Source organism: Bartonella sp. AA168HLJHH (genome assembly GCF_042197365.1).
GTDB lineage: Bacteria > Pseudomonadota > Alphaproteobacteria > Rhizobiales > Rhizobiaceae > Bartonella.
In genome coordinates this window covers 134,853-157,035 of record NZ_JBHIRS010000001.1, presented here as the reverse complement: position 1 = coordinate 157,035, position 22,183 = coordinate 134,853, and the positions used below count along the sequence as shown (strand labels likewise).

9 protein-coding genes and 2 pseudogenes are annotated in these 22,183 nt (G+C 37.2%); 9 read left to right on the top strand and 2 right to left on the bottom strand.

The window, feature by feature from the left end:
* Positions 1-1,347: 1,347 nt before the first annotated feature.
* A pseudogene (locus tag ACFINM_RS00580) lies at positions 1,348-1,545 on the top strand (hypothetical protein); the annotation flags it as partial.
* A 452-nt stretch (positions 1,546-1,997) separates the two neighbouring features.
* Positions 1,998-3,209: an MFS transporter gene (locus ACFINM_RS00575; protein ID WP_375639565.1), complete on the top strand. Its 1,212-nt coding sequence runs from the start codon at positions 1,998-2,000 to the stop codon at positions 3,207-3,209.
* 318 nt (positions 3,210-3,527) lie between these two features.
* Here the strand turns inward: ACFINM_RS00575 and ACFINM_RS00570 are convergent, their stop codons facing one another.
* Both ACFINM_RS00570 and ACFINM_RS00565 read right to left on the bottom strand, forming a co-directional pair.
* Positions 3,528-3,797 carry a hypothetical protein gene (locus ACFINM_RS00570; protein ID WP_375634046.1) on the bottom strand — a complete coding sequence of 90 codons (270 nt, stop codon included), beginning with the start codon at positions 3,795-3,797 and terminating at the stop codon, positions 3,528-3,530.
* Positions 3,798-3,799: 2 nt separating this feature from the next.
* Positions 3,800-4,246 carry a hypothetical protein gene (locus ACFINM_RS00565; RefSeq protein WP_375608751.1) on the bottom strand — a complete coding sequence of 149 codons (447 nt, stop codon included), beginning with the start codon at positions 4,244-4,246 and terminating at the stop codon, positions 3,800-3,802.
* A 493-nt stretch (positions 4,247-4,739) separates the two neighbouring features.
* On the opposite strand from ACFINM_RS00565, the gene ACFINM_RS00560 reads away from it, so the two are divergent.
* The 7 genes and pseudogenes from ACFINM_RS00560 to ACFINM_RS00530 form a co-directional block, all read left to right on the top strand.
* Positions 4,740-5,246 (top strand): helix-turn-helix domain-containing protein, encoded by a 507-nt coding sequence (locus tag ACFINM_RS00560; RefSeq protein ID WP_375639995.1) that lies wholly within the window; start codon positions 4,740-4,742, stop codon positions 5,244-5,246.
* A 1,067-nt stretch (positions 5,247-6,313) separates the two neighbouring features.
* Entirely contained in the window at positions 6,314-12,631 is a 6,318-nt protein-coding gene (locus tag ACFINM_RS00555; protein ID WP_375639562.1) for a Vomp family autotransporter, read from the top strand.
* 632 nt (positions 12,632-13,263) lie between these two features.
* A complete protein-coding gene (locus ACFINM_RS00550; RefSeq protein WP_375639558.1) occupies positions 13,264-19,026 on the top strand; it encodes a YadA-like family protein in 5,763 nt (1,920 codons plus the stop codon).
* 489 nt (positions 19,027-19,515) lie between these two features.
* Positions 19,516-19,782, top strand: coding sequence for a hypothetical protein (locus tag ACFINM_RS00545; protein ID WP_375639554.1), 267 nt, complete (start codon positions 19,516-19,518; stop codon positions 19,780-19,782).
* On the top strand, positions 19,737-20,012 hold the full coding sequence (locus tag ACFINM_RS00540) for a hypothetical protein (protein ID WP_375611460.1): 276 nt from the start codon (positions 19,737-19,739) through the stop codon (positions 20,010-20,012). The genes ACFINM_RS00545 and ACFINM_RS00540 overlap by 46 nt, the downstream gene beginning before the upstream one ends.
* On the top strand, positions 20,002-20,319 hold the full coding sequence (locus ACFINM_RS00535; protein ID WP_375620819.1) for a hypothetical protein: 318 nt from the start codon (positions 20,002-20,004) through the stop codon (positions 20,317-20,319). The genes ACFINM_RS00540 and ACFINM_RS00535 overlap by 11 nt, the downstream gene beginning before the upstream one ends.
* Positions 20,320-20,745: 426 nt before the next feature.
* Positions 20,746-22,183 (top strand): annotated as a pseudogene (locus ACFINM_RS00530) (hypothetical protein); the annotation flags it as partial.

The following is a 22,183-nucleotide window of genomic DNA, read 5'->3' as shown; positions in this document are numbered from 1 at the left end:
CCCATGTTAAATAGACATGCTATAAATTATACATTTTTACAAAAAGCTAATATATATGTTGTTAGGCATGTCAAGTTTTTTCGATAGAAGCATGGTACAGATTTGAACGATAACGTTTATCATAGCGATAGCTAATTTTGGAGAAACTGAGAGCGGAGGCGGTTGGTATTTTTACTGTATCTCTTGTGAGGTGCTTTTCCAATGAGGAGTTTCTTCGCTAAATGACCAGTATAGCTATGTTCTTGGGAAGGCTGTGTTTGCACTCTCAAGATTGCCTCCATTTATACTCAAGGTTGAGGTTTTTCTATTGACCGTTGTTAGATGTTATTGTGACAATAAACTTCGTTATCTATCAGAAACATTTATGGCATTAGCGCTAAGGTATTGTATTAAAGCCTTTACATAGTAGTCTTTTTCAGAGAGAGGTATTATTGGTTCAGTTTTAGGAGGCTTTATTACGGCCGATTTGGGCGTCGTCGTTGTTTGAGGGCTTATTATAATATTCTTAGTTTCAGTTTATGAATATACCGAAAGATATATTGAAACATTTGATTCAAACGCTTTTGCAAGACATATTTCAATATCTCAGCGATGTTTTCTGAGAATTGCTCTGCTGCTTTTTGACGGAATTGAATATCAAATGCTTATAGTGTGAGCGGTGGTTTGAGAAAAGATAGAGCTGATTTCATTAGATTTCTATGTAGTGCAATCCAGTACTAGCTCTTAGGACAATAATATACTGAGATCGAACTCATTTCTATATATTTACACGACGCTATAGGAGTAATCCTCAGAAATCTACTAGAATTCGTTAGAAAATGGCAGGTTATGGAGTGTGAACAAAAAAATATATTTTTTACAAATACTTAATCTTATTTTAAGTTGTCTAAAATATAACCTTATCTTAAAACTAAGTCTATATACTGCCATTTATCATAAAGTTAATAAGTTATACAAAATGCGGGAGTATTGTGTTTTTCTGTTTAGAGACGAGTTAAAAAACATCTTATTGAACATTAAAAGATTTTAGACAAAAAACAATTTAACTTATGGAGAGTATATAGACAGAATGTATCTTGATAAAAAAGTTTATAACTCCATGCGGTCTTCAAAGAAATTTCTCGTCATTACTCAACAGAAAAACATATAATACAAACTTTTAACACAGTTCTTAGTATAGAAATAATCCATAAATTAGAGATATTTAGATAAAGGAAAAGCAATTGATCCGTTGCTTTTAGCACTCTTAGCAAGACAGATAGACGCAAACATACGCTTGAAATTATTGAACCTTCCTTAGCTTCATTGCAAAATTTATTAATTAGCGATTGATCTGTTTATTCTAGTCTTGCTTATTTTTATGCTCGAGAGCTTTCTATTGAAAGTGTCGTTAAATTAAATCAATCTATTCCAAGACCCCATATTACATTTTATCTTCATTTACCGCCCACTACAGTACTGGAACGATTGCAGAAAAGGAATGGTTTAAACTTAAAATACGAAGAAAAACTCTCTTTTATTGAAAAAATGTATTTAGAAAACTAACTGTAATGGGCTTGTTTTAAAAGATTTAGAGAAGGGGAGTAGAAAAGTTAGCAATATTTATTGTGAGGATAATAGTATGTTTATTCTTTTAGAGATGAAGTGTGGTGATAGAAGAACGACATGGAGGAATATACTCGAGCATATTTTAGTGCACGGAATAATAAGGACAATAAAATGTGAGTGAAGCTTCCATACCGTAAAATTGTTTCACATATGTATAAAGGTGTAGCTTCTGAATAAAACGCACATAAAATATTAATTTTGTTTTTGTCCATAAATGTTCCGTTTTCATAGAAGAATTAATCATAAAACAGCACAAAGATTGTAAAAGCCTCAAAAAAGAAATTTTGCTTTCTTAAATTTAATGATCTAAAATGAAAATTGTAAGAATGCCTGTTTTTAAACAGGATGTATCATGCATATCGACTGGTATTCATTTTAGAGGATAATTTATGTTCACTTCAAATTTGAAGGAACGCATTGCTTTATTTGAAAATAGAACTTTTCTCTATTTTACTTTGAGCGGCTTATTTGCTACATTTGGAAGTGGACTAAATTATATTACATTGTCATGGATCGCTTACAATCAGACGGGCTCAATCCGTGGTGTGGCGTTGATAATGCTTTTTCTTTGGACGCCTAGCATTATTTTTGCGCCTATTTTTGGCATATTGGCAGATAAATATAACCGTAAAACGCAGATTATTATTTCAAATCTTGTGAGAGGTTTGGTAATCGTGAGCTGGGTAATGCTTTGGCATTTTGGTATAAAAATTGAATTGATGGTCTTATCTGCTCTTTTGGGTATTTTTATCCCTTTTTATATGCCATCAGCTATTTCTTTAATTCAAAGTATTGTGCTGAAGGAACAGCTCATCAATGCAAATGCAACCATCGATATGGTTTATGAACTTGGCACTATCGTAGGTATGGGCTTAAGTGGATTTATACTGTCCTATGCAGGAACAAAAGGAACTCTTCTAATAGGTGGTATATTCTTTATCATTGCTGGTTTATTTAATTTTGCAATGAAGGTACCTAAAAACCGAAGATCTAAAAAACAAAACCAGCAAAATTGGTGGGAAAATTATACAGCATCCCTTCATTATTTTAAACAGAATCCGGCTCTTTTTGTACCTTATATAAGCCAGATGATTATTATGACTCTTTTGATGACCATTCCTGTTATTCTCGTTCCTTATATACAAGAGGTTTTACATGCGGATAACAGGACCTTTGCAATATTTGAGGTGCTTTATTCTATGGGTGTATTGACAGGTGCGTTTTTTTCACCACTTCTTTGTAAAGTTTTATCTATCAGGAAAACATTAGCCATTTTATTAGCTTTTATGGCTATTGGCCTCGCTATTTTATCTGTTAATACACACAATTTTGTTGTTTTTCCTGTTTACTTTATGATTGGATTTGGACTTTCGAGTTGGGCTCTTTCGATTTCTTTATCACAACTCTCTTGTGATCCTGAATACCAAGGAAGATTGCAGGCAAGTTTTAATGGTATCTCTGGATGCTTGATCCTCGGAGTCTATCTCATCATGGCAAGCGATAACAGTAACATATCACCTCAATCGATATATTTTTTTCAAAGCATTGTTGCGTTTGTTGGAATACTCATAGTGCTGTTTTATAAACATGAAAAACAATAAATTACGTTTAAGAGTGGTCAATATACGCTATTTTTAAACATTTACGCTGCAGCACATTTCATATTTTGCTTTTAAAGGAGAGTTGAGAAAATGTAAAAGTTGGTGCTTAATGAACAAAGTATAAATTGATGTATGCTAGAGAATACTCTCTATTTTTTGATAATGATCTAAAAGAATTGATGCGTTTCTTTAATTCATCTCACTGTTGTTAAGAAGACGAAAACGTAACACTTTAAATCTTCTTGAAAGTTTTTTGTTTAAGCGTAGTAGAAAGTAAAGCAATGAGGTAATATCTTATCATATGGGGAGAGTATTGTATTATTTTTGTTTTTCAAAATCCATATGAAAAATTGTATCAATTTCATCTTCACTGGAATGAGTATTTCTACGACGATGCAAGGTTTGCACAATCTCTTTTTTTAAAACAGCATCTGTTTCACTTAAACGGTGAATACTGAGTTCCAATTCAAGAGATAACGCCAAATCCACGCACAATTTAAGCTCTTCTCCAATGTCGAAACCGCGTTGATAGTCGTCATAAAGACCAACCAGTGTATCAGATAATTCTTTATCGCATAAAGAGGTCATGCTTAATTCCTCAACGTTGCGGGTTTCCATGCAGCTTTTTTAAGTATCACTCCACTATCATCACTTAAAATTGCCATGTATACGAACCTCATGGTTTTGTCAATTTTCTGCAAAATACGCGCTTTTAAATCAAAGCCTATTAAAGATTTTATTACTCCAAGATTTTGAAGCGCCCAATTGTAAATATGGATGGCAATGTGTTTGCTATAGAATTTATAGCATTTAAAATACATTGCCAAAAGGCTTTTAATATGCGTAGAGGAAGAGTATTCTGACGATAAACCAAAAACCCTGAAATCTCTATTGCCAGTTACAGCTAAATCAGTGCCATTAATATATAAAATAAGCAAACAGGGTTTGTAAACGTCTAACTTTTTAATAACGAGTGATAATCTCATTTTTTGTAGAATACCAATTATTTTGCCTATTTTATATTGATTTTTAGACATTGATAAACTTTTTACCTTATAAAACCTATGGGAAATGCATTAGCATATTTTTGTAATAAGATTTCAGTGGTATATTGCACAGCATGAAATGAAGAGAATCGTATTAGGCTTTTTGCTTTTGAAAGAATATGACTGCAACTTTTGAGAAAGCAGTTGGCAAGAATTGGCTTGGCATGCAAACTGATAGAGTTGGCAGTGGCGCATTTAGTTTTTTCATTGGCCTGTGTCCAAATGTTTTTGACTCTGGAAAATAACCTCTGATAGGCTTGAGTTTTTTCGAGGTTATATTACAGGGGCGCAGCTCAGAAAAATACCACGGCGATTGCATTTTTTGTAATTGTCATAATTTTCGCTCCTGCTTGAATGGATGCTGTAACATCCGTTTTTGTGGGGTTATGTATGTGATAACTGCTCTTCTTAAGGGGTAGTAATGATAGATATAAATCAATATAGTTATTTAGTCAACAATTATATTGATTTTGGAGTGTTTTTTTTGGCTCGTCCGGAAGCAAAACCTAAAACTGAGTTGGCAAAACGTTTTCGTGAAGTGCGTCACGCTCTTGGTTTTACAGAGCGTAAGCAGTTTGCTGAACATCTTGGTATCACTGCTGGTTCTATAGGAACTTATGAAACTGGTATAAGTGAGCCTACAGCCTCTGCGCTCTCCAAATATCAAGAAATTTGTGGTGTTTCATTAGATTGGCTAGTAACGGGAAATGGCGAGATGTTTTCAGATATGGCAAAGGCAAAAGCAGCTGGTTTTAAACCGCAAGCGATACCTGTTGGGCTGATGAAAAAGCTTGGACATTTAGCTTATACGACCTATCATGATGCAAAAATAACACTTTCTCCTGAAGATGTTGCGGAATTAGCAGCAGAGCTTTATGGAAGATTGCAAGAGCTTATTCAAAACCTCAATGATATAGAAGAAGTCGAAGCCACTTTGCCACTTTTAAAATTACATTTAAAGCGTAAAATCGAAACTGAAAAGCACATCTAGAAATTTCATAAGATACGAATGAACAGCCTTTTAAAAAATAAAACTTTTTTGGTTTTCTGCTGTATAACCAAGTTTGGAATGTGAAGATCTCACGATCTTCGAGTCTCTTATTCAACCTGAAAAACGAGAAACTATCATTATAAATCAATAGACTGTTCTGATTAAAAATAAAACGGTTCATAAAAAGAACGACAGGTAGCAATACAAACAAAATTTCTTCAAAAGGAAGCGAGTATAGCATCATTCCTGAAATATTTGTTGGTTGAAGAAAAGATACGGACAACAGTGAAAATACAGTGGGTTCTGTGAGAGGAAAGAGTTTAGAAAACAGCTTCTTTTCGGTTTGTGATATTAAAAAATTTATACAATAGTGAAAATACAATGACGATGTTTTGTTCCTATAGAAGGGTAACAGATATATAAGAGAGAAGAACGAAAGACTATTTATAGATGCGCTTTTGTCTTTTTATGAAGATGATAAGATGAGTACGTTAAAACTTTTTACAGAGCGTGCATCATTATATTTAAGACAGATTTCTTTCAAAGAGATGTATAGTATATTGAAACAGTTTACCTCGCAACAAAAAGTGAGATTATGATGATAATCATTATCTATTACATTGTGCGATAAGTTAAAAAAATCATAAATTTGTGCTTATAAGAACAGCTAATTTATTGAGAAGTATTTTTACAAATTTATAAAAAATTATTTTTACACTCTTGCCATTCTTCTGATGCGCTTTATTTGAAAAGTAGAATTGCTCTTTAGTGAAACTATTTTTGTTAAGAGATAAATCGCAGTGTTTTTGAATGGAGATTACGGTATATTTTCAAAGTCTTGTGTTTTTATTTATTTTTTAGCTTGAAACCCTCTAGCTAAAAGGGTTGGGGACTTTTCTAGATTTGATGTTGTTGCAGAGATTTTAGGTCGATGCCGGATAACTATCGGTATCGTAGGGGGGAGTTTTGTCTTGATTTATTGGTTTTTGAAGTGCGCAAACTAAGGGTTTTGCCATGTGTGTTTTCGCGCGTTGTGATGATGTTGAACTCTGTAGGAGGAGATTCTTATGAAAAAAAAATATTCCACACCAAATTTAATTAAAGTTGTCTCTCTTAGTACGGTAATGGCCACACTCTTATCGAGTGTTTCTCCTGTTTTTGCTGCTAATCTTGCGATAGTAGGAGGGGCGAGTCAAAGTACAACTGGTACTGGTGTTGTATATCCACACGGTAGTCATGGGAGTGTTGTTTTTGCTGGTGATGATGACTACTGTGGTGTAGACAACGTTATTGGTCGTGGCGGCAAACAACAAGAGAGAGTTGGTGAAAGTCAACGAATAACCGCAGAGCAACAATATGAGAGATTTATTGGTGAGAAAGTTTTTGGAGGTCGTAAACCTTATGGCACGACTACTGAAAAGGTTACTTGGACTGGTGATGGGACATTAAGTGATCCCACTAAAGGTTATATGGGGACACCGACTGGCGGTATCGTTAGTGCAATGCCTGAGGCTTATGGTGTTTATTCTTTTGCAACGGGTTGTGGATCTGCAGCGACGGGTAATTATTCAACCGTATTTGGTGCAGGTGCGACAGCAAAGGCAGGGGGTGCACAAGCTTTTGGTGTTTCCGCACTTGCAAGTGGTATAGCAAGTGTTGCTATGGGTGTAGGCTCAGAAGCATCGGGCAAATCTTCAGTTTCTATTGGAGGGCTTGCAACTGCATTAGGTACAAATAGCATTGCTTTAGGTACAAAGGTAAAGGCAGAAAAGAGTTATACGATTGCTATAGGTACAGATGCTGAAGCTAAAGCTTCAGGTGCTATTGCAATAGGGGGCAGGCGCTCTGACAGAACCCAAGAAAATGATCCTAACAGAAAAGTAATCGCGAATGCTGAAAATGCGATTGCTATAGGTACGCAAGCTTATGCTGAAAAAGAAGATTCGGTTGCCATTGGTGTAAATTCGCAAGTGCTTGTTAAAGATGGTGTTGCTGTAGGTGGTGGGGCTATCTCTGATAGAGACAAGAATGTTGCTGGTTATGATCCTGTAACAGGTAAAGGGACAACAAAAACCAGTATAGCATGGAAGAGCACCACAGGCGCTTTTAGCGTTGGTGAAGTTGGTGGTATTGGTAAGGGTACGCTAACACGACAAATTACAGGGGTCGCTGCTGGAAGTGAAGATACCGATGCGGTAAACGTGGCGCAACTAAAAGCTATGAAAGATATCATAGCAGGGGGAGGGGGGTGGAAACTTTCTGCTAACGATACCGATCCGACAGATGTGAATTCAGGCAATACCGTAGATTTTTCAGTGAAAAGTGAAAAAGAAGCGGGAAAAGACAACTTAAAGATTGCAAAAAACACTGCAGATAATAAGCATAAAATTGAATTTACTTTAAATGATCATCTTAAATTGACGCAAGTCACCACAGGCCAAAGCACGATGAGTGATGATGGCTTTTTTGTTAACGGTGAAAGCGGTTCACGCATGACTGTAGACGGCTTTTTTATTAATGGTAATGATGGTCCAAGCATGACTATTGATGGTATTGATGCAGCCAAGCAAAAGATCACAAACGTAGCAGATGGGTCTGAACCTAACGATGCAGTGAATTATAAACAGTTGCAAGAGGTGAAAAACGCGAACAAAACGAGTTGGCAGCTTGCTGTTAACGGTGGAAATGCTACGGCTATTGGTCCAAATGGTACAGTAAATTTTCAGTCAGCTGACAATAAAGGTACAAAAAATATCAAGATCGAAAAAGATAATGATCGCAATGTCACATTTGATCTAGCTGATGATATTCAGGTAATGACTGTCACAGCAGGAGACAGCATTATGGATGCTGCTGGCTTTAGATTTGACGGTGATGAGGGGCCGAGCATAACTGTTAATGGTATTCATGCTGGTAATAAAACGATTAAAGGAGTAGCGGCAGGGGAAGAAGATACTGATGCTGTAAATTATAAGCAGTTGACAGAGGTAAGAACACTTGCTGAAGCAGGTTGGAAACTTTCTGTTGATGGTAACAATGCTACAGATGTTAAAGCTGGGAGTACAGTAGATCTTGTTGCGGATGCGGGTGAGGACGGAAGCAAAAATATAAAAATTGCAAAAGACAGTAATAAAGTTACATTTTCTTTGAATGATACTCTTAAGCTTACGAGTGTCACGACAGGCAACAGCATTATGAGTGATGAGGGCTTTAAGTTTATTGATGGTAATGGACCAAGCATAACTTTGAATGGTATTAATGCTGGTGATAAAAAAATTACAGGAGTAGCTAAGGCAGAAGGCAATACTGATGCTGTAAATTATGAACAGCTGAAAGAGGTAAGGACACTTGCAGAAAATGGCTGGAAACTTTCTGTTGATGGTAACAATGCTACAGATGTTAAAGCTGGGAGTACAGTAGATTTTGTTGCTGGTGAAAATGAAGATGGTAGCAAAAATATAAAAATTGCAAAAGACAGTAATAAAGTTACATTTTCTTTGAATGATACTCTTAAGCTCACGAGTGTCACGACAGGCAACAGCATTATGAGCAACGATGGCTTTAAGTTTGTTGATGGTGGTCCAAGCATAACTATGAAAGGTATTGATGCTGGTGGCAAAAAGATTACAAAAGTGAAAGCTGGTACTGATGATACTGATGCAGTAAATTATAAACAGCTGAAAGACTTTACAGCGGGGATGGAAACGGGCTGGAAACTTGCTGTTGAAGATGAAGAAGCTACAGATGTTGAAGCAGGAAGTACAGTAAAGTTTGTTGCAGTTAAGCATAAAGACGATGATAATAATGAGAGTGAGAACACAAATATAAAAATTACCAAAGGTGATAACAATGAAGTAAAGTTTGATTTAAGCGAATATATTAAAGTTGGTCGTGTAGAAACAGGGGACAGCAGAATGAGTAATGCCGGTTTCATGATCAAAGATGGCCCAAGAATGACCAAGGGTGGTATTCATGCCGCCAATACAAAAATTACAGGAGTCGCAGATGGTAGCAATGAGCATGATGCTGTTAATCTTTCACAATTATATAAAATGAAGTTTGAGATAGAAGACAATAGTCTTGTTAAATGGAGTAAAAGTAAAAAAAATATTACCATTGGTGCTGAAAAAGAAGGTATCGAAATCAATATTGCGAACTCTGAAGGCAGAGATCGAATTATTTCTGGCGTTGCAGTTGGAAAAGTCAGTTCCGATTCAACAGAAGCAATAAATGGCCATCAACTGTTTAATTATATTACTAATATAGTGGATTTTTTTGGTGGTGAGGAGACAGATATACTTAATGGTATCAAACCAACTTTTACGGTTCAGAATACAAAACACGACAATGTAACGGATGCTTTCGCTGCTGTTGATACTTCTATCACAGATATTTATAGTCAGATTAATAATGTAACAGAAAATAGTCTTGTTAAATGGAAAGAAGATCAGAAGCTTATCACTATTGGTGCTGAAAAAGGCGGTACGAAAATTGATATCACAGGTACTGAGGGAGAGCGAACCATTGCAGGTGTAAAAAATGGTGAAATTTCCAAAGACTCCATGGAAGCTGTAAATGGTAGTCAAATTAATACAATAGCTGGAGATGTTGCAAAATTCTTTGGTGGTAATACCTCGTTTGAAAATGGTGTTTTTGTTGGACCACAGTATAATTTATCTACGGTTTCTGCAGATGGTACAGTAGTACAGAAAACATTTGACAATGTTGGTGATGCTTTGACTGGGCTTGATGCGAATGTCAAAAATGTGAATAAACATATACAATATGTAGACAAGAAATTTGATGATAAATTTGATAAATTTTCTCAAGACGCGTTACTTTGGAGTGAAGAGGAAAAAGCGTTTGTCGCACTGCGTGGACCAAATGGACAGAAGACAGATAGTAAGATTAAGTTCCTTGCGGATGGCGATATTTCAGGAGATTCAACAGAGGCAATAAATGGTTCTCAACTTTATAAGATGGGCGATAAGATTGCGCATTATTTTGGCGGTGGTGCTCGCTATGAGAATGGAGAGTGGAGCGATCCTACTTTCAAAGTTTCTCAGCGTAATGAGGATGGCACTATTGTTGAGAAAACGCATCATAATGTCGCTGATGCTTTTGAGGGTGTCGATAATTCTATCACAGATATTTATAATCAGATTAATAATGTGACAGAAAATAGTCTTGTGAAGCAGGAGGGAGAAGATGGTCTTATTACTGTGGGTAAAGCAACCGGTGGTACTGAAATCAGCCTTGTAAATAAAGATAAGCAAGAAAGAACACTTTCCGGTGTAAAAGATGGAGAACTTTCTCAAACATCAACGGAAGCGGTAAATGGTTCACAGCTTTTTGCTACGGATAAGAAGGTTACAACTGTTAACAATGATCTCAAAACAGTCGCTCAAAATACATCGAAATATTTTGGTGGTAGTACAGATGTATTGAACGGTATAGAACCAGCTTTCCTTATTCAGGGGGAGACCTATCATAATGTTACGGAAGCGTTTACAGGTGTTAATACTTCGATCACAAATATTGATAATAAGATTTCCGAAGTGGTAAAAAATAGTCTTGTTAAGCAAGACGGAGTTTCTGCTCCTATCACTATTGGTAAGGATACAGCTGGTACTGAGATCAATATTGCGGGATATGCTGGTGTAGCGCGTTCTATTTCTGGTGTTAAGGCAGCAGAGAAGGGCGATGAAGCTGTTAACAAAGACCAACTGGATAAAAGCATAAAGGATATTACGAAGGATATTGAGACAGTAACTGCTGCTGCGGTTCTCTATGATAAGAATGACGATAATAGTGTTAATTATGGTAGTGTAACTTTGGGCGGCGATAAGAACAACGGACCAGTTGCTCTTCATAACGTAAAAGATGGTAGCATTTCTGAAAATTCCAACGATGCAATCAATGGTAGTCAGATTAATAAAATATCAGCAGATATTGCAAAGTTTTTTGGTGGTGGTGCAAAGTTCATTAACGGTGCTTTTGAAGGGCTGAAATATACTTTATCCGCTATTGTAGGTGGTGAAGTAGGGAAGGCTAATTTTTACAATGTTGGTGATGCTTTAACAGGTCTTGATAAAAATGTTCAAGATGTGAATCAACGCTTAACGAATGTATCCAATGAGTTTAACCAGAAAATTGAAGATTTCTCTAAAGATGCTTTACTGTGGGATGATGAGGAAGAAGCATTTGTGGCACGTCATGAAAAAGATGGCAAGAAAACAAACAGCAAATTGAAGTATCTTTTGGATGGTGAGATTGCTCAAGGTTCAACAGATGCCATTACGGGCAACCAACTTTATTCCATGAATAACCAACTTGCGAATTATTTCGGTGGCGGTGCCAAATATGAGAATGGCAAATGGACAGATCCTACTTTTAAGATTGTTCAAGTCAATGCTGATGGTACGACTGTTGAGACAGAGCACCATAATGTTGCTGATGCTTTTGGTGACGTCAATAAAAATATGTCAAATATTAATAACCGTATTGATGATGTCATCAACAAGGTCGATTCAGATGCCTTAAAGTGGAATGATAAAGAAAAAGCCTATGATGCTGGTCGCGATGGAAAGCCGAATAAAATTATCAATGTAGCTGATGGTAAAGTTGAAAAAGGCTCGAAAGATGCCGTCAATGGTGGGCAACTTTGGGAAACCAATGAACGTGTTACTGGTGTTGAAAAAGATGTGAAGCATCTTACCAACAGAGTTGATACCATTTCCAATACGATTGCTGATATTGGTGATACAGTTATCAATATTGATGCCAAAGTTGATAACATCAATAATAGAGTTGACGGCATTGAAGAGGATGCTGTTCGTTATGATAGAGATGAAAACGGCAAAAAAACCAATAAAATCACATTAGCGGGGGGGGATGCCAGTGAACCTGTTCTGATTGATAATGTAGCTGATGGTAAAATTGAAAAAGGCTCGAAAGAGGCTGTAAATGGTGGTCAACTTCATGATTATACTAAAGAACAGATGAAGATTATTCTTGATGAATCCAAGCAGTATACAGATCAACGGGTTAATAATATTGTGATTGATGCGATTGATGATGCTGTTGATCGGGCTAAGCAATATACAGATATGAAGTTTGATGTCTTAAACTATAGTATTGAGAGTGTGAAAAAAGAGGCTAGACAAGCAGCGGCTATTGGTCTTGCGGTGTCTAACTTACGCTACAATGATACACCTGGAAAATTAAGCGTTGGATTTGGTACTGGTTTATGGCGTAGTCAGTCTGCATTTGCCTTTGGTGCAGGTTACACCTCAGAAAATGGAAAATACCGCTCTAACATATCCGCAACAACTTCTGGAGGTCACTGGGGTGTAGGTGCGGGATTCAATATGACATTGAATTGATAATAAACAAAATACATAAAAACTCCTTCTCACCCCTGTCTCATGAGGCAGGGGTGAATTGTTGTTAGGTATGTAAATATATATATATAAATTGATAAGCGCTAACGATAAATACAGGTTTAAAAAACAGAAAAACCGGACGCTTTCAACAAAATGAACTTCTTATTTCAAAATAAGATAGTGAGTTTTTTCATAAATTATAAGTTTATTATTTTCTTCTTTAATTTTTAAATCTGAAAAATCTGTAGCACTCTACAGATAAAAAAACCTTTTGCTCTCTACAAATCTATTAAAAAGCTTTCTACTAAGACAAAAATCTCCATTCAAATGTATTTCAACTTTACTGGAAGAAGCTATAAAACAATACGCTAAATTAACTCTACCCCTTGCAAAAAACAACAAATAAGTTTAAAGGTTAAAAAAAACCAATCACCACAAAAAAATTTACTTTCTTAGGAAATGTAAAAGAGCAAAACGCATTAACCATAAAACCTAAAACACAACGTCTCTATCTTTTCAGTCAGGTACTAAATTTTTGAATACGTTTAGAAAAACCAATTTTGGAGGACCTAATAGCGTTTAAATGTGTCTTTTTTGTGTTTATAGTTATTTCTTTCATTGGGGAGCTCATTATGAAAAAATTATATACAAAATTAGCAGGGAGCAATTTAAAATTTTCTCGTTTTCCTTTTATTAAAGTCCTATCCTTGACTTCAATAGCGGCACTTTTAGCCAGTGTTTCCCCTGTTTTTTCGAATGATTTGGATTCTTCTAGTTCATCACAGGAAAATTATTTAACAGCGCTGAATGTTGCTTTGACATTCAAGGTAAGTGCTGCTGATGACTATGAAAATTTTTTAACCAAAACTCTTACTGGTGTAAGTAATTATAGTCCTATAGTGAATGTTTTGGCAGAAACCAGCGATTCGATACGTTCAATTGATATGAATGCTGGAAGTAAAAAAATAACAAGAGCAGCTTTAACTCCAGGAGTTGTAAAGGGAGATCAGATAACTAGGGATGATTTGGGTAATCCTCTTGTCTATGGTGAACGAGCTCAGGGAGAAGCGCATGATGCTATTGTTTTCGGGCAAGTAGCGCAGACAAAGGCTGACCAAGGGATTGCTATCGGCTTAACTGCTTTAGCTGGTAGTAGTAGAAATACTAAAAATAGCATTGCAATCGGCTCTTCTCTAACCGATAGTTATGATGAAAAAGAGAGAACAGTTTCAGTTGGTGATTTTTCAATAGCCTTCGGTAGTAAAGCACATAGTTATGCAAATGAAGCGATTGCTATGGGGTACAATGCATATGCAAAGGAGCAGGCGACGCAGGGAATTGCTATAGGCGCTAGCTCTAATGTGACGGTTGCGGGAGGTGTTGCTCTAGGAAGCGATTCTATATCCGATAGGGCTGCTGGTGAGTTTGGCTACACTTCTTTGTTGCAGGGTCCTGCAACAAACATCGAGGCGCAATGGAAAAGTACGCGGGGCTCAGTTAGTGTTGGTGATTATAGTAAGGGTATAACCAGACAAATTACAGGCGTAGCTGCTGGTTCTAATGTTACCGATGCAGTGAACCTTAGACAGTTGCAGGACTTAGAACAAGTTGTAAGACAAAACGGTTGGAAATTCTCTGTTGGAGATAAAAATGCTACCACTGTTCTTATGAATAGCGCGGTAGATTTTTCCGCTAGAAGTAGCAACCTAAATATTACAAAGGGCGAAGATGACAATAAAGTAAAATTTGATCTGGCGCAAGACATTGCACTGGAGAGCGTAAAGACAGGTACAAATACCTTCGATGCCACGGGCTTAGTAATTACTGATGGTCCGAAAATAACCACCGGTGGTATTGATGCTGGAAATAAAAAGGTAACGGGTGTTACATCTGGTGATCTTAGTGCAGATTCACAAGAGGTGGTAAATGGTAGTCAGTTGAATGTTGTAGCTACCCATATAGCTGGATATTTAGGCGGTGGTGTTAAATTTACGAATGGTCAATGGGATAATCCAGAGTTCAAAATTAAAACTTTAAATCCTGAGACGAATGAGATTGAAGAAGAAAGTTTTCCAAATGTAGCCAAAGCCTTTGAAGGTGTGGGTAAGTCTTATGTAAATCTTCACAATGAGATTAAAAAAGCTACCGATGATAGTGTCTTTAAATGGCATGCCGAAACGGAGAGCATTACAATTGCTGCCAGTGAGGGAAAAGGTGGGCAAGAAAGTATTGCTATAGGTAAGCTTTCAAGTGCAACTGCCAACAATGGTATTGCATTAGGTGGTTCTGCAAATGTATCTGGTGAAAATAGTATTGCATTAGGTGGTTTTGCAAATGCATCTGGTGAAAATAGTATTGCATTAGGTGGACTTTCAGCTGCAACAGCTAAAAATAGTATGGCATTAGGTTCAAATGTACAAGTACTTCCTGAGGGTGGTGTTGCTGTGGGTTATAAATCTGTTTCTCGTAACTCAGTGTCCGCAGTTGGCTATGATCCTTCCATAGGGAGCCAGTCAACGGATGATGGTGTGATATGGAAGAGCACTCAAGGAGCTTTTAGTGTTGGTGATACTCCGAATAAGATAACACGACAGCTTACAGGTGTAGCAGCGGGTTATGCAGACACTGATGCCGTCAACATTGCACAGCTGAAAAAATTAAGAGAATTTGTAGCACAAGGGTGGACACTTTCTCTTAATGATAAGGCTGTTTCAAACTTTCAGCCGGGTGATATATTAAATTTGGTTTCTGGAAGCAAAAACTTTGAGATTAAAAATAGTGATACAACAGAAAATAAAGACAAAAAAATAACATTTGATTTGGCACAAGATGTCACATTGAACAGTGTAAAATTAAAAGACGTCACTTTAGATAAAACGGGATTAACCATTGAAAATGGTCCCAAAGTAATAGCGGATGGTATTGATGCTGCAGGTAAAAAAATAACAGGTCTTGCGGGTGGAGATCTTAGCACAAATTCGACAGATGCCGTTAATGGTGGCCAGCTTCATACAATCACTGGAGATTTATCAAAAATTTTAGGTGGAGATGTATCCTTTGATGGAACAAACTTTAAAGTACCAGAGTATAAATTATCGAATATTGATGAAAAAGGTGTTGTAACAGATAAACCGCATACCGATGTTGGTTCTGCCTTTAAAGGACTTGATGATAATATCAAGAATGTGAACGCTCGTATTAAGGAGTTTGAAAAGGACATCTCTTCGAATAGTTTAAATTGGGATGGCAGTGTAGGTGATGATGGTGCCTACAATGCTGCTCATGGTGAGAAGGATGCGAGCAAGATTGTTAATGTCGCTGATGGTAAGGTAGAGAAAGATTCGCACGAAACTATAACAGGTTCCCAGCTTTATGCACTGGGCAACAAAGTTGCAGAATATTTTGGCGGCGATGCTACGTATGAGAATGGCATATTGAACAAACCAACCTTCAAACTCAAAGTTTTCAACTTAGAGAGCAATGAAATTGAAGTTGAAGAAAAAACCTACAATAATGTAGCGGAAGCCTTTGACGGAATTGATAAGAATTTCCAGAGTGTGAATAAGAATGTGCAGAACATCGTTAATGATTTTAATGACAAAGTCACGAATATCAAAGAATCTGTCCAAGGCGATGCTCTGTTGTGGGATGGTAAAGAACAATCCTTTGTAGCCAAGCATGGGGAAAAAGATGGAGAAAAGGAAAACAGCAAGATCACATCACTTGCCGCTGGTTCTATAATATCAGCTTCGAGTGATGCGATTAATGGCGATCAGCTTCATGCAATCACTGAGGATTTATCAAAAATTTTAGGTGGAGATGTATCCTTTGATGGCAAAAACTTTAAAGTACCAGAGTATAAATTATCGAATATTGATGAAAAAGGTGTTGTAACAGATAAACCGCATACCGATGTTGGTTCTGCCTTTAAAGGACTTGATGACAATATCAAGAATGTGAATGCTCGCATTAAGGAAGTCTCAGAAGGAGTTGCACAAGATTCTTTATCTTGGAGCGATGCTGACAAAGCTTTTGTTGCCCAGCATGGGGAAGGTGATGACAGAAAGGCAAGTAAAATCACATCGCTTGCTGTAGGAGATATTACGAAAGAATCGATGGATGCCGTAAATGGTTCTCAACTTTATTCACTGGGCGATAAGGTTGCAAAATATTTTTCTGATGACGCTGAATATAAGGATGGGGAATTGAAAGTTCCTGATTTTAAGCTCAAAATTATCAATGATGATGGCACTGAAGCTGAATCAAGCTATAAGAATGTATCAGATGCATTTTCAGGTGTGGGTAAACTTTTCACAAAGGTTCAAACTGCGATCAGCGATGTAATCAGTAATTTGCTTGTTACGAAAAATGAAGATGTTATCAACATTGGTAAAGGAGTAGAAGGTAGTGAAATCAATATCGCAAACAAGGGTGGTAAGGATCGAACTCTTTCTGGTGTAAAGGCGGCAGAAAAAAACAATGAAGCCGTGAACAAAGAACAATTTGATAAAGGTTTGAAGGATCTTTCTGATACCCTTCTGTCTGATAGTTCTTCTGTTGTTCTTTACGATAAAACAACAGATAATCAAACTGATTATACAAATGTAACTTTTGGGAAAGGGAAGGATGCTACACCTGTTGCGCTCCATAATGTAGCCGCCGGATCGATTGCGGAAAACTCAACGGATGTTATCAATGGAGGGCAGGTTCACATCCTTTCAATGGATATAGCAAAATTGTTGGGTGGAGATGCTGAATTTAAGGATGGTGCTTTTAAAGGGCCAACTTATAATTTATCCAGTATTGATAAAGGTGGCGAAGTAACAGATAAACCGCATACCGATGTTGGTTCTGCCTTTAAAGGGCTTGATGACAATATCAAGAATGTGAACGCTCGCATTAAGGAGGTCTCAGAGGGAATTGCACAAGATTCTTTATCTTGGAGCGATGGTGACAAAGCTTTTGTAGCTCTGCATGGGGAAGGTGAAGACAGAAAAGCAAGCAAGATCACATCACTTGCGGCTGGCTCTATAGTATCAGGCTCGAGTGATGCGGTTAATGGCGGACAGATTTATGATCTGAATCAGTCGCTAGCAAAGTATTTTGGTGGTGATGCTAAGTATGATGGTGATGGCTGGGCGCTTCCAGGTTTCAAGATAATGACTTTCCAAGAAGATGGAAGTTTTGAAGAGAAGGATTATGATAGCATTGCAGCCGCGTTTGCCGGTGTAAATAAGGTTTTCAAGAATCTTCATAATGAGATTTCAGGCAACATTGAGCAAAATGCGTTGTTGTGGAGTGATGATGCAGGTGCGTTTATAGCACAGCATGAGAAAGAAGGTAAAAAGGAAAACAGCAAGATCACGTTCCTTGCGAAAGGAAAGATATCAGAAGATTCGACTGATGCGATTAATGGTGGTCAGATTTATACACTTCAACAGACATTTGCCTCATATTTTGGTGGAGGAGCTGGTTATGATAAGGAAGGAAACTGGCAAGGACCAAAATTCACCGTTCAGGTCTTTAATAAGGATGGTACGAAAGGTGATAAAGAGGAGCGTAATAATGTCTCTGAAGCATTTGATGTTGTTAATGACAGCATGAGCACTATCAACGATCGTATAAAAGAAGTTGAAAAGAGTACCTCTTCGAATAGTCTGAATTGGAATGAAGAAAAAGGAAGCTATGATGCATCTCATGTTGATGCTCAGGGTGTTAAGAGTCCAAGTAAGATTATCAATGTAGAGGATGGCAAGGTAGACAGAGATTCAAAAGAAGCTGTGAATGGAGGACAGCTTTGGGAAACTCAGCAAATGATTACAGATCAGGTCAAGGATATTGAAAATAAAGTTACGGAGGGATCTGTACAATACGATAAAGATAAAAAAACGGGCAAAAAGACCAATAAAGTTACATTAGTTGGTGGAGATGACAGTTCTCCAGTATTAATAGCCAATGTAGCCGATGGAAAGATTGAAAAGGATTCGAAAGAAGCGGTTAATGGCGGTCAATTAAAAGATAAGATGGATTTTGTGCTTGAAAATGCCAATAAGTATACGGATGAGCAAGTTTCTCATCTTGTAAAAGATGGAGTTAGTGAGGCTAATTCGTATACGGATATGAAGTTTTCGACATTAAGTTATGCTGTTGAGGATGTTCGAAAAGAGGCAAGACAAGCAGCAGCTGTTGGTTTAGCGGTAGCTGGTTTACGCTATAGTGATATTCCTGGAAAATTAACAATCGCATTTGGTAGTGGTTTATGGCGTAGTCAATCTGCTTTTGCTTTTGGTGCAGGTTATACTTCAGAGAACGGTGATATTGGTTCCAACTTGTCAATTACCACTTCTGGAGGTCACTGGGGTATAAGTACAGGGGTTAATGTGATACTCAACTAATAAACGACTAAATCCATAAAATTGATTTGCCTTTTTCTTAATTGAAGAAAAGGGCAAATTTTTTACTTTCTTCCAGAGCTCTCTAAAGCTATTCTAAATGTATAAAACACCCGTAATTATATAAAATCCGAATATAAAAAGCCTATGACAACTTTTTTTGAGAATAAAAGACCTTAATGGTAAAGATTTAAAAAATTGATTGCTATTATTTTGATTTATTAAAATGCTTCAAGAAATGTAAATACGAATATACCCTTTATTAAAAGAAGACAGTTTTAGCTTTTATTTTCGTATAGTTTTAAACGTATGCTTTATAATGCAACGATCTACAGATATGCAACGTACTCCAAACACAAGTATTGCTTTAGGGTAGTGGAGCGCAAACGGAAAAAGAATGAAGCGTTTCTGTAGGCAATATGGCTTACGCTTTAGAGAAAAGCAGTATCGCAATAGGTAGTGAATATAATAAGAAGAGCGAATACGGGGAAAATGATTATACAACTTGCGAAGAGTGATTATTCAACAGTAGTGGGAGCTATTTCTAAAGCTTTGGAATGTGGTTCGATTTCACTTGGTCATTCCGTGCTATATGCATTTGCTCAAGAAGCTATTTCTATGGGCTTCTATTCAAAAGCAAATGGGGTTGGAAGTATCGCTTTAGGTTCTTATTCTAAAGTGACGGTTGATGGGGGGCTATTGAGAACAACTCTGTGTCCGGTAGGGCTGATGGCGTTTTTGGGTATACGTCTCTTCTGAAAGGACCGGCTAAAAACACTGAATCTCAATGGAAAAGTACGAAATTTGCAGTAAGTATTGGTGTTCCTAGTAAAAACATAACGCGACAAATTATAGGTGTAGCAGCTGGTAGCAAACCTGCCGATGCAGTGAACCTTAGACAGTTGCAGGATTTAGAAGAAGTCGTAAGAAAAAAAGGTTGGAAACTGTCTATTTCTGGTGAGGCAGCTAAAGATATGGGTGCTAGATAGTACAATAAATTTTTCATCTGGAGGAAGTAACTTCAGGGTTAAAAGAGATAAGGACGATGAAAATAAGCTCATATTTGGTTTGGCTAATGATATAGCATTGAAAAGCATAACATTAGGAGAGAAAAGAAAAGTCGATGCAACAGGCTTAGTAATTACTGATGTCCCGCAAATAACCACCGGTAATATTAATGCGGCAAGTAAAAAAGTAACAAATGTTGCAGAAGGAACTAGCAATACTGATGCAGTGAATTTTTCACAACTGAAGGGAATAAAAGAACAAGTAGCAGTGAGTATTTTTGTAAAATAGGATACAGCAACGAGACACATTACCATTAGTAAGGATATAGATGGGGCATTTTAGTAAAAAGCTTTCATAAATCCTCTAATGAAATAAAAAATCTTATTCACGAAAAATAAACTGATGCCTAAGCGGATGATCAATAGGCACAAAAATTATACCTTTTTCAAAGAGATCAAAGCTAAAAACGACACACAACCTTTGATAGAAAAACGAAATCCATTCTAATATTAAGTATTTTTTTACCTTCCTCAAATTGACTTTCACGAACCTACCCCTAATTACCCTATAAAGGCGTTGCAGAAACAACAGCTTACGTCTTAATTTTATTTATGTCCTAAAACACGCTGTAAAAGCAGGAACACGCAAGGGAAATAAGAAAGCTCTAGAACACACCTTTTTTGTGTTTTTAATCTATTGTTATGAGGGGGTATTATGAAAAAATATTCAACACCAAATTTGATTAAAGCTGTTTCATTGGGAACAGTTATAGCGACGCTCTTGTCGAGTGTTTCTCCTGTGGTTGCTGCAAATCTTGCGATAACAAGTGATAAAGTTCAAAGTACAAGTGGTCCTAGCGTGTCTTATCAATACGCTAGCCATGGCAGTATTGTATTAGCTGGCGATAAGGATTACTGTGGTGTGTTTAATGTTGTTGATCGTGGTGGAAGCAATCAAGGTACTAATAACCAAATCACTGCAGAGGAACTATATGAAAGAGTTTCTATGAATAAAGAGATTAATGGCAAGCGTCCTTTTAACTGGGCGAAGGTTCAGCTTAATTGGGTTGATGATGGTCTGACCGGTAAGGGGGGATATATGGGAAAAGCAACCGGTGGTCTTTCAAATGTTCTGCCTGAAGCTTATGGTGTGTATTCTTTTGCAACTGGGTGTGGATCTTCCGCAACGGGGCATTATTCAACAGCATTTGGAGCGGCTGCAACTGCAAAGTTTGGGGGATCACAAGCTTTTGGTATTGCTGCACTTGCAGGTGGACAAGCAAGTATTGCTATAGGGGTTGCGTCTGAAGCAGTAGCAAGCAATACGATTGCTATTGGTGGGCGTGCAAAAGCAAAAGGCGTTGATAGTATTGCATTCGGTAACAAATCACTTGCAGGTGGACAAAAAGCAATTGCTATAGGTTATGGTGCTCAAGCTCAAACAGATCTTTCGATAGCGATTGGTTCAGATGCAAGAGCGACTGAGCATAAGGGTGTTGCTCTTGGGAGCGAGTCTGTGGCTGATGTTGCTGCTGGCGCTATCGGGTATAATTCTTTAACTAAAGGCCCTTCAGATTCTGACGACATGATATGGGCGAGTACGCTAGGTGCAGTGAGTGTTGGTGATGCTAAATCAAAAAAAACGCGCCAGATTGTAGGAGTGGCAGCTGGTAGTGGCGACACTGATGCCGTTAATGTTGCACAGTTAAAATCATTACAAAAATACGTAGACCAAGGTTGGACACTATCTGTTGGAGGTAAAAATGCTAAAGCTGTTGGTGTACAAGATACTGTAGATTTGTCGGCTGCAAGTGACAACCTTAAGATTACAAAAGGTGGGGAAAACAATAATGTAACATTTGATCTAGCTAATAATATTACAGTGGAACGAGTTACCGCTGGGAGAAGCTCTATCAGTGATGATGGCATTTTGTTTGCTGATGGGGCTAAAATAACTGTGGATGGTATTGATGCTGGCAATAAGCAGATTACAGGAGTGGCAGCTGGGGAAGAACCTGATGATGCAGTGAATTTTGCGCAGTTGGAGCAGGTTAATCGGGACGTTGCAAGTGTAAGTCAAAATACATCACAATATTTTGGTGGTGGTGCAGATGTATCTAATGGTAAAGCACCAACTTACACAATTCAGGGTA

Coding starts and splice junctions, on each gene's coding strand:
- ACFINM_RS00575 (WP_375639565.1), top strand. CDS start 1,998: ATGTTCACTTCAAATTTGAAGGAACGCATTGCTTTATTTGAAAATAGA.
- ACFINM_RS00570 (WP_375634046.1), bottom strand. CDS start 3,797: ATGACCTCTTTATGCGATAAAGAATTATCTGATACACTGGTTGGTCTT.
- ACFINM_RS00565 (WP_375608751.1), bottom strand. CDS start 4,246: ATGTCTAAAAATCAATATAAAATAGGCAAAATAATTGGTATTCTACAA.
- ACFINM_RS00555 (WP_375639562.1), top strand. CDS start 6,314: ATGAAAAAAAAATATTCCACACCAAATTTAATTAAAGTTGTCTCTCTT.
- ACFINM_RS00550 (WP_375639558.1), top strand. CDS start 13,264: ATGAAAAAATTATATACAAAATTAGCAGGGAGCAATTTAAAATTTTCT.
- ACFINM_RS00545 (WP_375639554.1), top strand. CDS start 19,516: ATGATTATACAACTTGCGAAGAGTGATTATTCAACAGTAGTGGGAGCT.